The organism is Psychrobacter sp. Cmf 22.2 (assembly GCF_001921745.1).
Classification (GTDB): Bacteria; Pseudomonadota; Gammaproteobacteria; order Pseudomonadales; family Moraxellaceae; genus Psychrobacter.
On sequence record NZ_MRYA01000001.1, the window covers coordinates 563990 to 576404 of the forward strand.

11 protein-coding genes are annotated in these 12415 nt (G+C 40.6%); 5 read left to right on the forward strand and 6 right to left on the reverse strand.

Annotated features, from left to right (window positions below; all coding sequences use genetic code 11):
• Window positions 1-9 precede the first annotated feature (9 nt).
• The gene (locus BTV98_RS02435) at window positions 10-831 is read right to left on the reverse strand and encodes an HAD hydrolase family protein (RefSeq protein ID WP_058368467.1); all 822 of its coding nucleotides are present in this window, start codon (window positions 829-831) and stop codon (window positions 10-12) included.
• A 70-nt stretch (window positions 832-901) separates the two neighbouring features.
• Window positions 902-2194, reverse strand: coding sequence for a phosphoribosyltransferase domain-containing protein (locus BTV98_RS02440; protein ID WP_058368468.1), 1293 nt, complete (start codon window positions 2192-2194; stop codon window positions 902-904).
• A 782-nt stretch (window positions 2195-2976) separates the two neighbouring features.
• Here BTV98_RS02440 and BTV98_RS02445 point away from each other — a divergent pair.
• The 3 genes from BTV98_RS02445 to BTV98_RS02455 all read left to right on the forward strand — a co-directional run bounded on the left by BTV98_RS02445 (window position 2977) and on the right by BTV98_RS02455 (window position 6141).
• Entirely contained in the window at window positions 2977-3678 is a 702-nt protein-coding gene (locus tag BTV98_RS02445; protein ID WP_075102821.1) for a 4-vinyl reductase, read from the forward strand.
• Between the two features lie 123 nt (window positions 3679-3801).
• A complete protein-coding gene (locus BTV98_RS02450) occupies window positions 3802-4542 on the forward strand; it encodes an MHYT domain-containing protein (RefSeq protein WP_178379342.1) in 741 nt (246 codons plus the stop codon).
• A gap of 411 nt (window positions 4543-4953) precedes the next feature.
• Window positions 4954-6141: a sugar transporter gene (locus BTV98_RS02455; protein ID WP_075102823.1), complete on the forward strand. Its 1188-nt coding sequence runs from the start codon at window positions 4954-4956 to the stop codon at window positions 6139-6141.
• A 119-nt stretch (window positions 6142-6260) separates the two neighbouring features.
• On the opposite strand, the gene BTV98_RS02460 is transcribed toward BTV98_RS02455, so the two are convergent.
• Window positions 6261-7382, reverse strand: a complete 1122-nt coding sequence (locus BTV98_RS02460; protein WP_075102824.1) for an ATP-grasp domain-containing protein — start codon at window positions 7380-7382, stop codon at window positions 6261-6263.
• A 239-nt stretch (window positions 7383-7621) separates the two neighbouring features.
• Here BTV98_RS02460 and BTV98_RS02465 point away from each other — a divergent pair, with 239 nt between their 5' ends.
• Complete coding sequence (locus tag BTV98_RS02465) at window positions 7622-8890, forward strand: TerD family protein (protein WP_075102825.1); 1269 nt, start codon at window positions 7622-7624, stop codon at window positions 8888-8890.
• 118 nt (window positions 8891-9008) lie between these two features.
• Here BTV98_RS02465 and BTV98_RS02470 read toward each other — a convergent pair whose 3' ends face one another.
• The 3 genes from BTV98_RS02470 to BTV98_RS02480 all read right to left on the reverse strand — a co-directional run bounded on the left by BTV98_RS02470 (window position 9009) and on the right by BTV98_RS02480 (window position 11322).
• On the reverse strand, window positions 9009-9617 hold the full coding sequence (locus BTV98_RS02470) for a TerD family protein (protein WP_075102826.1): 609 nt from the start codon (window positions 9615-9617) through the stop codon (window positions 9009-9011).
• Between the two features lie 186 nt (window positions 9618-9803).
• Window positions 9804-10556 (reverse strand): TIGR00266 family protein, encoded by a 753-nt coding sequence (locus BTV98_RS02475; RefSeq protein WP_075102827.1) that lies wholly within the window; start codon window positions 10554-10556, stop codon window positions 9804-9806.
• 190 nt (window positions 10557-10746) lie between these two features.
• Entirely contained in the window at window positions 10747-11322 is a 576-nt protein-coding gene (locus BTV98_RS02480; protein ID WP_058369915.1) for a TerD family protein, read from the reverse strand.
• Window positions 11323-11642: 320 nt separating this feature from the next.
• Here BTV98_RS02480 and BTV98_RS02485 point away from each other — a divergent pair, with 320 nt between their 5' ends.
• The gene (locus BTV98_RS02485) at window positions 11643-12302 is read left to right on the forward strand and encodes a 7-cyano-7-deazaguanine/7-aminomethyl-7-deazaguanine transporter (protein ID WP_075102828.1); all 660 of its coding nucleotides are present in this window, start codon (window positions 11643-11645) and stop codon (window positions 12300-12302) included.
• Window positions 12303-12415: the final 113 nt, after the last annotated feature.

The following is a 12415-nucleotide window of genomic DNA, read 5'->3' on the forward strand; positions in this document are numbered from 1 at the left end:
TTGTTATAATTACTGAGAATTAATATTGTCGTGCAGTTGACCATGATTGGGCATACCGTACCAATCCAATAGTTGTAAAAACGGCAAATCGGCTAAGCTATCACCAAAACCAAAACTTGGCCGTTGACTGTCTAAATGATGGTCTAATAAAAACTGTACGGCATGGCGCTTGTGCACTGCATGCGGCAGTATGGCAAGATTATTAGCGTTTACGTGCACATAAAAGTCCTGCTCAAAATCACGTATCAATGTAGGCAGCTTCTTGGCTAATTCTATCAATGCTTGATGGTCTTTTTGCGCATGTTTAATCGCCAAATAAATGGTCAGCTCTTCATTAACAGAACCATTATTAAAACTATCGATATGCGGAGTAAATACTAGCTGACTGTTATCGTTTTTACTATGGTTTGCAAATAATTGGCTCAATTGGTTCAGCTTATCCTGTAAGGGTGCAAGCTCGTTATACATATACTGCTGCCACGTACTTAATAGCTCACCATCAGAAGTCAAAATAATCGCACCGTGGGTTAAGACTTGCCAACTGTTAAAAGGCAGTTTAACGCGCGTGATTTCATAACGGTCGCGTGCAGTGACGACTATTAAGTCAGTGCTCACAAGCAGCCAATTTAAAAAGGCTGTTTGCCGCTGACTCATAAAGCTCAATGGTGCGCCTTGTTTATTGACCGTGGCACATACTAGATTTTTGGTTTCAGAAGTGGATAAACCCCACGCATCAATTTTACGCTGAGTTTGAAACAGCGTATCGTCCAAATCCATAAGTGTATAAGGTTTGATGATGTCAGGGTTGGTCTTAAAAAACGGGATAGTCATAAAAGTGTCCGTAAATGATGAGTGTAAAAATCAGAGCATAACCTAGTCAGAGCATAGCTTGGAGAGTAGTCTAAAACGTAGGACTCACCACCAACACATTATCCAAACTTTGCCACATTCTATCGACACTATCAGCAGGTGTCTCCACACACAGTACAATCAAGTCCCAATCTTTTGGCTCAACGTTATAGACAAAGTTGGTCATGCCCAGCCCATAATTGTCGTCAAAACTCATCATTGTACTAATCGCACCACCAGGCGCAATGGGTGAGCGTGTTAATGCACTAAATTTGACGGTTGGTACTGTTTCAGAGCTTTGTATTTGTGTCTCTTTTTCAAGCCATTCCGCCAATAAAAACGGCAACCAAACAAATTCATTACTGCCCAAAACCAAAATCCGCTCAGGCAACTGTTTTTGTTCAAACTGTAGCTGACCGCTAAACTGAGCAAATGCCTTTTGAAACTTCAATAAATAGTCAGCGAACCCATCTGTACTATCGAGTGTTGGTAAGCGTCCCCAGTTACCAGTATTGCCTAATGGCTGGCTACCAGCATCAGTGGTATCAACCGATGGCATGATAATTGCTTTAGGGTTTGGCGCATCTGTCCATCTCCAAGTACCAGACAACAAATGATGGCGTTGAAAGTCGATATTAGGTAGACATGCTGATACCTGATCAGAGACTGGCTCGTCCGCGTCAGTCACAGTCTGGTTTAGATTTAGAGACCAATCAACCAATGTGGTGAGATGTACTTGTTCTAGCTCTGTGAGTCCTGAGTTGCGTAAAGCTGTCACGACATTGATGCAAGTATTGCCTGTCGACGCTTCGTCATCGACCATGACAAGTGTTCTGCTGGCAAGTAGCTTTGCTTGTATGGCTTTATCAGCGCTTTTATAGATCAGATGCTGACTGGCATGACTATGATCTTCGCTAAAGGTGGTTAAGAGGGCGTTTTCGTCACCATCTGCATGCTGGGCATGACGAGTAGAGTTTAGCAGAAAGGCATTTGGATAGCGCGTTTGTAGCGCTTGATGAACACCAGCAGATAAACCAACGGCAGTTTCTGCCATTCCAATGACTAAAATTGGCTCAGGCAAGTCACTAGGAATTGAGTTTGCCAAATCAGTAAACGCTTGGCGCATGGTAGTAGGCGCAACTGGAATATGACGACCCAAGACTTTTGATACAAACAAAAATGCACGCTTTGGATTGATACGCTGCGCAAATCCAAGTAAATCTTCTAACTGATAATGGTCGTTTTGTTCCAAGTCATTATTACTTGTCACCCCTTTGGTTTGGTAGGTCAAACTGAGTGTACCGCGAGGTAGGGCGATGGTTGTATGCTTCTGCTGAGATGACATTGAGGTTCCTTTAAGCTTTTAATTTTATAGTGTGACAATTAGGGCAGATGATAACTGAAATGTCATTGTAAAGTGCAGGATTTATACACTTTACAAAAAAAAGTAAAGATAAGATACGAGTAAAAATATTGATTAATTAGATGCTTATTAATTGTATTCGTATAAACGAATTTAAATAAAAATTTGAATCAATTTTTATTTAAATTCAGCTTGTTTATTAGTCAAATGTCATTTATCGGAAGATAACTCCCTTTATCGGACAATATTGTGCTAATGCTTGCTAGTAATTATTCCTTAAGTAATAATATTGAAAAATCCTTCTATAGAACAGGTACTACGATATTTAACTAATATTAAAGCGCAGTAGGTAATATAGTTTTATTTGAAAGAGTAAAAACCGCTGTCCGTTCTTTTTATCTTCTTATAAATAAAGATTAATAAATACAACTGTTTAATCAATAGTTTAGTATTTATAACTGGGTTTACTTATATTAAATTATTGAATTTATTACATTTATAGAAATATTTTAGTTTTCTATAGTTAAAGGTCGTAAATTTGGACTGTAACAACCGCAAAGCGATTATTTATTACAGCTATAAAGTTAAATGGTTTAACTAAATGCAGCTATGCTTTTATAACAATCATACTGTAATTTTAATAAAAATTATAAATTAAACAATTCTACTATAAACTGTATATGCCATTTATTTTGACTATGAACTTTGTCTAAATAGCTTGGTGCTAAAAAATCTAGCTATATTTACAAAAAAAGGAGTGGTCTTTGAAATTTTCTTGTGCATTAGAAACGTCGTCTGAACGCATTCGCCTAGTTAACGTAATCTCGCCTCTTATTAAAGCAGGTTATCAACTAGTATCGCAAAAACAAGAACCATCAGAAAACGGTGGAAATATTATTCATGTGGTCGCTAGAAGTCAAGGATCAAAAACACAAGCTGATCTGGTTGATGACTTATCCTCTATCGCAGGCTGCACGCTCTTCAATTTAGAAATATCTGACGAAGAAACGGAAGCACCAACCAAAAAAGCGATGGATGAAAAAGATGTTTTGGCGACTATCGGTGCTCAGTATCCCAATATAGTTGATGTGGTCAAAAAGTATGCAGACAGTTTGACAGATGGTAAGCGCGCTACTGCGTTACAGGAACTGGGTCGTAAGGTTGGCGGCGGTATTTATCAACGCGATTATGCGCTTGGTAGCCCCCTAAAAAAGACTGTTGCCATCAGTCGAGAGCTGGTTCCAGCGTTGAAAAGTTTTGCCAAAGTTAAAGCCAATGAAAACATGATTACTTTAATTAGATGTCCGTTTTGTGGTTCGTCAAATAGCAATCATTCAAGTTGTGACTTTGTAGTAGGTTACATAGAAGGCTTTTTAACGGCCAATCCTGCAGTAGGTAAAGCAAGTGTTGAGGAGACCAGCTGTGGAGCTGGAGGTAACAATACTTGTGAGTTTAACATTAGATAAAATAGGCGCTCATAGTTAGTTTAGCCCCTATAAACAAAGAATAGTAGACGTATTAAGCACCTCGGTTCAACCAAACCAGCATGGTCTTATGCTCAACTTTTATTACATATGAAGGATAAAAAAATGATTGAAGTTCAATATGACATGCTTTTGGTGTTTGTCTCATACGCGATTGCAGTATTTGGTTCTTATGTCGGCTTAAACCTTGCTATCCGTGTTCCTGCTGCAAAGCCTGGCGCAGATTTATACTTTTGGGTAGCTTTATCTGCTATCGCCATTGGCGGTGCGATTTGGTCAATGCATTATATCGGTATGATGGCAGTCGATATGCAGATGCCAGTGACTTATGATGTAGGCATGACGATTGCCTCTATGATACTTGCGGTTGTGTTCGTTGCCATCGGAATTGTCATTGTAGGTCGCGGTACGCCAAGTATTGCTAAGTTATTAGGCGGTGGGACGCTAACAGGTCTTGGTGTTGCAGCCATGCATTATACTGGTATGGCTTCGATGCAGATGGAAGCCACTATGTCATACAATATAACGCTGCTGATCGCTTCAATTGTCATTGCTATTGTCGCTGCTATCGCTGCACTATGGTTGGCGTTTAACTTACGCGGAAACTTACAACGTTTTGGTAGCGCATTCATTATGGGTATCGCAGTTTGCGGTATGCATTATACAGGTATGGCAGCTATGGAGATGACCCATACAGGCGATATGATGTCTATGGGCTATACCAATTCAGGTGCATTTACCTCATCTTTGACTATTTTTATTAGCTCGGTGATTGTATTAAGCTTGCTATGGGCTGCTGCCTCTTACAACGCACCTAAAAAAGCGACACTAGTGTTTGGTGACTAATAGCAAACCAGTATCGTTCTTATAGCTAAACCATAAAAAAGGTTTTTAGATTTATGTCTAAAAACCTTTTTTTGTGCCTGAATATTTAAGCAAGCTTTGGCTATACTGTAAAAGGATTATAAGTGAGATTATTTTAAGTTTGCTGTGTTAAATAAAAGACTACTTAAATTGACGTTATAGGCTTAGGATTTTTTATATTACTCTTATATAGTAGATTTAATTTGAAAGTGTTGCAGCGTTACTGGGATGAATTTTGTGCAGCCTCTGGGAACGCAGCCAGCAAGGAAAATTTATACCAGTATCGCGTTTGAGCTTATGACAGTTTTATTTTCAACTGGCTATATGATCTGAGTTATTGTCTTTATTCTCATCTCTGCCGTGCTGTGTTAACGTCTTTTCGTAGTGTATTTTATGGAACACAATTTTGATGCGGGGTCAGTCTCTCGCCAAACCCAATATTTTCGTGTCATCTTAATGGGTGTCAGCGCATTCGTTATCAATACGACAGAATTTGTGCCTGTCGCTTTACTAAGTGATATTGCCAAAGATTTCTCTATTACTGCCGCCCATACAGGCTTGATGTTAACTCTTTATGCTTGGGTAGTGGCGGTTATGTCGCTACCGCTCATGCTACTGACTAGTCGGCTTGAGCGTAAGCGTTTGCTATTGGCATTGTTCATGGTATTTATCGCCAGTCATGTGTTATCTGTTTTTGCCTGGAGTTTTCAGGTCCTCCTAATCAGCCGAGTAGGAATTGCTTTTTCACATGCTATATTTTGGGCTATTACTGCGGCCATAACATTACGCGTAGCACCTGAAGGCAAGAGGGCTGTGGCACTCAGTATCCTCGCTACAGGTACCTCATTAGCACTTGTATTGGGTGTTCCAATAGGACGAGTACTAGGTCAGTGGCTGGGTTGGCGAGCGACTTTCGCTGGCATTGGTATTCTTGCCTTCGTTGTATTTATTTTACAAATGAAACTGCTACCGAACTTGCCTAGTATGTTCGATGGTTCTTTTAGAAAAATACCGGAACTGCTCAAAAACCGACTGTTAGTTTTTTTATATCTATTTTGCTTTGTAGCTTTTACCGCTGATTATGCTGCTTACTCCTATATCGAACCTTTTATGAATCGGGTAGGCGCTCTTAGTGAAAACGCTGTTACCTTTATATTGCTGCTATTTGGCGGCGCCGGACTTATCGGTAGTTATATATTTAGCCGTTGGAGTGAGCGAACTACGACTATGATGATGCTGGCGTCTATCATACTGATATTAGGGTCGATGTTACTAATGCTATGGTCGGTCAAATCGATATGGTTGTTTGGTATTATTACAGTGATTTGGGGTACAGCCATGATGCTACTGATGCTAACTGTTCAGTCTAAAGTCATTGAAATCGATATTAATGCGCAAGATATGGTGATGGCTATGTTCTCAGGCGTCATCAACTTTGGTATTGGTGCTGGTGCGCTACTTGGTGGTTATGCCGTCACTCATATCTCACTGTCAAGCGTGGGTTTCGTTGGTGCTGCTGTCGCAAGTTTCGCGCTACTGCTAATGATTTTTATGATAAAACGCTTTCCTGAATTACGGTAAAAGTAATGTCTTAAATCATACCAAAAATTATGGCTAAATTTTCTATCGTTAATATTGGATATTAATATTAACGATAGGTGGCCTTCAGCTAACACAATGAAAGTAATATATTATTGTCTCTAAACTTTCACACTCGTTGTAAACGGCCGTACTTGGCAAGGTGTGATTTTTTGAACCATTTCCTCTAGTCTTGGTTTGTCAGTAAGTCCTAACCAATAGGCAAAACCTACCTGCGTTAGATCAACACCGCTATGAGCCGTATAGCTAATACCGCCCGATGGGCGACTGTTAATCTCAAGGACACGGTGCTGACCCTTATCATCCGCCTTGGTCTGCACACTCACAATACCATCACAGTTAAAGGCTCTAATCAAAGGAATGACGACATCCATGACAGATTGCTCATAACCGATATGTTGAATTTGGCCTGTTTTGTGGCGAGTGATTGCGGCTAAGACTTCGCCATACTCACAGACCACATCGATAGAGTATTCTTGACCGGATAAGTATGGCATCAGTAACATAGGAATCGGGCGCTCATGTACCATTTGACTGTTTGCATAAGCACTCACAAACTGTTCAGTATTGATTTTCTTACTGTCGGTAAAGTATAAGTGCTCAAAGCTATCGTAAGCTTTATCTGATTGTTTAGCAGTATCTAATCGCCAAAACCCTTGAGCAAAAATACCAGTAACCGGTTTTACACATAATGGCTGATGGTCGTGTTTAGCCAGTAACGCTTCAAGCTCAGTAGTATTATCAAAACGCCAAGCTTCCGCCACAGGGATATCATGCATATGACAATGCTGCATAAAGGCGAACTTGTCATCGATAGAGGCTAATGCTGCAACGCTGGTCGCACCTGTCAATAGACGAATACCAGCCGTACTAAACGTATCGCGATGTGCCTCGTATTCGATACCATTACGGCCAGTCAAAATCACCTTTACGTTGTGCTGTTTGGCATGCTCTAACACAAATTGCCAACGCGGCATATCAGGTTTTGAGGCTGAGTCTTTATCGTCATCTATTGGCACGCCAGTAGGCTCTTGATAAATCAAATCAGCAAATTCAAAAATCTCAGGTCTGTTATGTCGATGTGAGGCGATAATATTAAATGGTGGGTTAGAACGAGTTTTTAGGGTTTGCAAACTGGCTAACATGTCACGCTGACTTGATTGCCCTTCAGCAAGCCAAGCCGCGCTTAAATTATACTGATATTCATTGTCTTGGTGATCCATAAGTCTCTCAACGTCATTTGGTTTGGCGTACTATTTTTACCGTCATTATATACAAATGCGGCAAATTATAAATAATTATGCAGGTAATACACGACAGCTGATGTAACAGATTTCAAGCCTTATCATAGCAAGCTGATACTCGTTTAGCCGTCGCTAAATATTGAGTAATATCCATGCTACTATAAGATGATAATAAAGCTAAAAATATTTCCATCACATAACCATACAAAGGATAAGTCATGAGTCAAACCCTAGTTGCAGGTGCCAATGCGCCATTACCAAATGACAATATTAGCATTAGAATTCTGAGTCAAAACGCGATTGATTGCGCCGCTTATCGTCTGACAAGCAGTGGTAAAGTCCGCGGTGATGGCGACATGGTGTTTTATGGACAGACGCGTAGCGATGATGGCAGTGTCAGCTTTCGAGGACATGACAGTGATGGGTTTTTTGATATCAATTTGCCTGCGCAGCCCGCAAGCATCGAAAAAATAGCCTTAGCGTTTTCTAGTGGACAGACGCTGTCTCAACTGGGTGATGTCGATATTCAAGTATTGCAAGGCAGTCAGGTATTGATGACTTGCCAGCTCAGTAGCGCTGGACGTAATGAAAAAGCCATTATCTTAGCCGAATGCTATCGCAGGCAGGGCAGCTGGAAGTTTCGCTTTATCGCTCAAGGTTTTGAAGGTGGACTAAAACCATTATCCGAGCATTTCGGTGTTGAGATTGCAGATGAAGCACCAGTTCAGAACCAGTCACAAAATCAGCCACAGAGTCAATCACAATCTATCAATACCCAAAGACCTATCAACACCCAAAAAGCGGGTAGTGCAAGTCAAGCAAGCGCACCGCCGCCGATTCCGACCAGTCCTTCAATCAATTTAAGTAAAATTACCTTAACCAAAAACCAGTCCAGCATTAACCTCAAAAAACGCGATGACTTTGGTAAAATATCAGTTAATTTGGATTGGAATCAGCGCCCAAATACGGATAAAACAGCGCCCAAAAAGGGTTTACTAGGCGATCTATTTAAGCAGCATGGTAAAGGCGGTATTGATCTTGATGTCGGTGCGATGATTCATCTCAAAAATGGCGAAAAAACACTTATTCAAGCACTAGGCAATCGTTTTGGTAGTTTGCAATCAGCGCCTTATGTGTTGTTGCGTGCTGATGATCGAACGGGTCAAGTCAGCGGTGGAGAGTGGCTCGATATTAACGGTCAGCAGTGGTCACAGATTGAGGAAGTGTTTATTTTTGCCTTTATTTATGAGGGCGCGCCAAACTGGGCGCAGACTGACGGGGTGGCGACAATACATGTGCCAGAACAACCACCGATTGAGACTCGATTAACCGAAGGCGCTGGTAATCTACCGATGTGTGCTATTGCGCGTTTGGTGAACCAGCAAGGCAGTATTAACGTTGAGCGTATTAACCAATACTTTAAAGGTCATCAGGAAATGGACAAAGCCTTTAATTGGGGCTTTAGTTGGAAGCGCGGGCATAAGTAATACTTAAACCCAATATATTAATAAAAATATATTAATAAAAATCAGCCCGTCTACTATACATAGACGGGCTGATTTTTTATAAACAAGATACAGTTATAGCAAACGCTACTTAAACCTATTACGCATGTGGCGTGATAGCTGGCATCAAGTCATGGAAAGTGCGACCAGAAGCAGTCTCACCAATAGCGTGCATCTTCCATTCATTATTATGGCGATACACTTTTGCCATAATCATCGCTGTATGACTGCCTTGGGCAGACAAGTTATAACGTGCGACTTCTGAGTTGTTATCAGCGTTGACGATGCGGCAAAAGGCATTTTCGACTGTCTCAAACGTCTGACCAGTAAAGCTGTTGACTGTAAATACTAGTGAAACCACATCACTAGGGACGCGAGAGAGATCAACGTTGATTACTTCGTCATCACCATCACCATCACCTGTGCGATTATCACCAGTATGAACGATACTACCATCTTTTGACTTAAGTTGACTAAACCATATGGCATCGACAGGCTGTTTATTACTATCAAACATAATGCATGAGGCATCTAGATCGATCGAGTCCCCGCCAGTGCCGCCACCAAATAGCTTACCTAAGAAGCCACCTTTTTTGTCTTGGGGTCCTTGTGCGACATCCCAGCCCAGACCTAGTTTTACTTGGTTGAGGGTGCCGCCAGCTTCTTTATTTAAAGATATTTTTTGACCCTTTTGTAAACTAACTGCCATGATAGAATCCTTATACCTTCTCAAAATTATGATTAGCAGTGTCAAACTTGCTTAGCCTACGAAGCGCAGTACTTATACGCGTTTTTTGCTACTCTCATTTTGGTGAATGGTAATATAATAATTGTGAGTGGAATACTTAAACGTTTTTTGCTGTATTTAGCTATCAATTTTGGTTATGAGTTTTAATTATAAGATATTATCTAAAAAACCACTATTGCCGCCGCGACCACCCGAACTGCTACCCAAGATACTTTGTAGCCAGCCCTGATAGCTATCTCGATTACGTGAACAAATAATGATTTTGCCAGTACCTGAAAAGTTTAGCACCATGCCTTCGCCACTAGTGACCGAATTGATGATATTACTCATAATACCTTTTTTCTTACTGGTTGAGACCGACAGCTTATAATCAAGGTTTGAGTCCCAGCAGACTACGTGCCCATTATCGATGATGACGTCTTTGTCTGGTGTCACATCAATCTCAAATAAAGAGCCAAAGCCAGATACAACGACTTGACCTTTACCTTGGGTCTGCATGACCATAAAGCCGCCCGTATCACCAAACACCGCACCGCCGAGGTTACGCTGAATATTTGCTCTAATATCGACCCCTGTTTGCGCTGCGACAAAGGCACCGTCACTCAAAGTATACTGCTGAGTACCGACATCAATAATTTGCATATCACCGTCTAGGGTAGGCGCAAGCAAACAATCGCCCTCACCATTGACCGCTTCAATCTGCTGCTGAAAAAGTGATTCATCGTTAGCAAAACGGCGCATTAACGATTGCATCAATCCACCTTGCATTTTACCTTTTAGCTCAAGATTGGACTCCATCATTACCATGGCATTGGCTTCGCAATAAATCGAATCGCCTTTTTTGAGGTTACAATGCAAAAATGGTTCGATAGTACCGATTAGGCTAAACGTAGCAGTCATAAATGACAAATCCTTGTTCTATTTCTATGTCTATTTTAAATATTTTACTAAACAATCATAGTCAAAAAATTTTACGTAATCATCTATATTTAAAGCCATCAAATGTGATTAATACACTTGATGGCTTAGGGGTGAATACAATCAGACGTCTGATTGACTACGTTTACTCATAAATGGTTAAAATCAATGATTAAACATTGACACCATAAGAGGCAGCTAATGGTCCTAAACCACCACTGAAGCCTTGACCAACAGCGCGGAATTTCCAATCACCATTATGGCGATATAGCTCACCAAAGATCATCGCTGTTTCGGTGCTACCGTCTTCTGATAAGTCATAACGAGCCACCTCAGAATTACCAGTGTCGTTGACAACGCGAATATAAGCTTCACCAACCTGACCGAAGTTTTGATTACGGTTTTGACCTTCATAGATGATAGCGCAAATGGCTACTTTACTGACATCAGAAGGAATACTAGCAAGGTTAATTTTGATTTGTTCATCATCGCCGTCGCCCTCACCAGTACGGTTATCGCCAGTATGCTCAACAGCACCATTATCCGACTTTAGGTTATTAAAAAAGATAAAGTCTTGATCGTTACGTACTTTGCCTGATTCATTGACCAAAAAGCCAATAGCATCCAGATCAAACTCTTGACCGTCGGTTGCGCGTGGATCCCAGCCAAGACCAACTGTGATATTGGTTAAGCCTGGCGCTTCTTTTGATAGGTTTACGTTGCCGCCTTTTGTTAAGCTAATAGCCATATAAATATCCTTTAAATTAATAATTAAGTGGATTAAAGAGTCGAACAAATACAATAAAAATCATGCAGTAATTTAACAAGCAGCATGAATATCGAATATATCTACCTGTATGTCATGTCCTGCATATCATTACGTTTTACTATACTAAGCGTTTGCCTACTAAGCAAGGCGAATTTTGTGTGACTATATGACATATATCTTTCTATTTATAAAAAAATGATTTTATGACGATATCACGCTCATTTTGGCTATTTATTTGATTATGATTTATAATAGCGCGCTCAGGTTCCCTCTACCCTGATGTAAAAAAAGGCCGCTTTATGACTATCAGTACTGTTTTGACAACCCCCATTGAACCCATTCGTTATAGCCGTGCTCTATTTTGGCTTGTCAGCTTGCATATCTTTATCATCGCTATTAGTAACTACTTGGTGCAGATACCTGTTGAGCTGTTTGGTTTTATCACTACATGGGGCGCCGTTACCTTTCCTTTTATCTTTTTAATTACTGATTTGACCGTGCGTATCTTTGGTCAAAATCTCGCTAGACGCATTATCTTCTTTGCTATGCTGCCTGCGCTGGTGATTTCTTATTATTTTTCAGTGGTGTTTTCAAATGGTCAGTTTGTTGGCCATGAACATCTGCTAGATTTTAATCTATTTGTCTTTCGCATTGTTCTTGCAAGCTTTAGCGCTTATGTCGTCGGCCAGCTGTTAGATATCCAAGTGTTTAATAGGTTACGCCGCCTGAGTATTTGGTGGATTGCGCCCTTAGTATCGACGTTTATTGGTAATCTGGTCGATAGCTTTTGCTTTTTTGCTATCGCCTTTTATAAAAGTCCTGACCCTTTTATGGCGTCGCACTGGGTTGAGATTGGCGCGATGGACTACTTATTTAAGATCGTGATGGGCGTGTTTATTTTCTTACCGCTATACGGTGTGATATTGGCAAAATTGCAAAAGATATTAGCAGGTAAGTAGAGCGTAAAAAAAATAAGGTGAGTATGCGTAATTGTCTAACACGCTCTAAAAATGCACATAAAAACAGGTCATAACCGATAGCGGCGATGACCTGTCGTGTAACGACTCAGAAC

What these genes read in the sequence shown, in the direction of transcription:
- BTV98_RS02480 (WP_058369915.1), bottom strand. Translation starts at nt 11,322, where the DNA reads ATGGCTATTAGCTTAACAAAAGGCGGCAACGTAAACCTATCAAAAGAA.
- BTV98_RS02435 (WP_058368467.1), bottom strand. Translation starts at nt 831, where the DNA reads ATGACTATCCCGTTTTTTAAGACCAACCCTGACATCATCAAACCTTAT.
- BTV98_RS02440 (WP_058368468.1), bottom strand. Translation starts at nt 2,194, where the DNA reads ATGTCATCTCAGCAGAAGCATACAACCATCGCCCTACCTCGCGGTACA.
- BTV98_RS02465 (WP_075102825.1), top strand. Translation starts at nt 7,622, where the DNA reads ATGAGTCAAACCCTAGTTGCAGGTGCCAATGCGCCATTACCAAATGAC.
- BTV98_RS02460 (WP_075102824.1), bottom strand. Translation starts at nt 7,382, where the DNA reads ATGGATCACCAAGACAATGAATATCAGTATAATTTAAGCGCGGCTTGG.
- BTV98_RS02475 (WP_075102827.1), bottom strand. Translation starts at nt 10,556, where the DNA reads ATGACTGCTACGTTTAGCCTAATCGGTACTATCGAACCATTTTTGCAT.
- BTV98_RS02470 (WP_075102826.1), bottom strand. Translation starts at nt 9,617, where the DNA reads ATGGCAGTTAGTTTACAAAAGGGTCAAAAAATATCTTTAAATAAAGAA.
- BTV98_RS02450 (WP_178379342.1), top strand. Translation starts at nt 3,802, where the DNA reads ATGATTGAAGTTCAATATGACATGCTTTTGGTGTTTGTCTCATACGCG.
- BTV98_RS02485 (WP_075102828.1), top strand. Translation starts at nt 11,643, where the DNA reads ATGACTATCAGTACTGTTTTGACAACCCCCATTGAACCCATTCGTTAT.
- BTV98_RS02455 (WP_075102823.1), top strand. Translation starts at nt 4,954, where the DNA reads ATGGAACACAATTTTGATGCGGGGTCAGTCTCTCGCCAAACCCAATAT.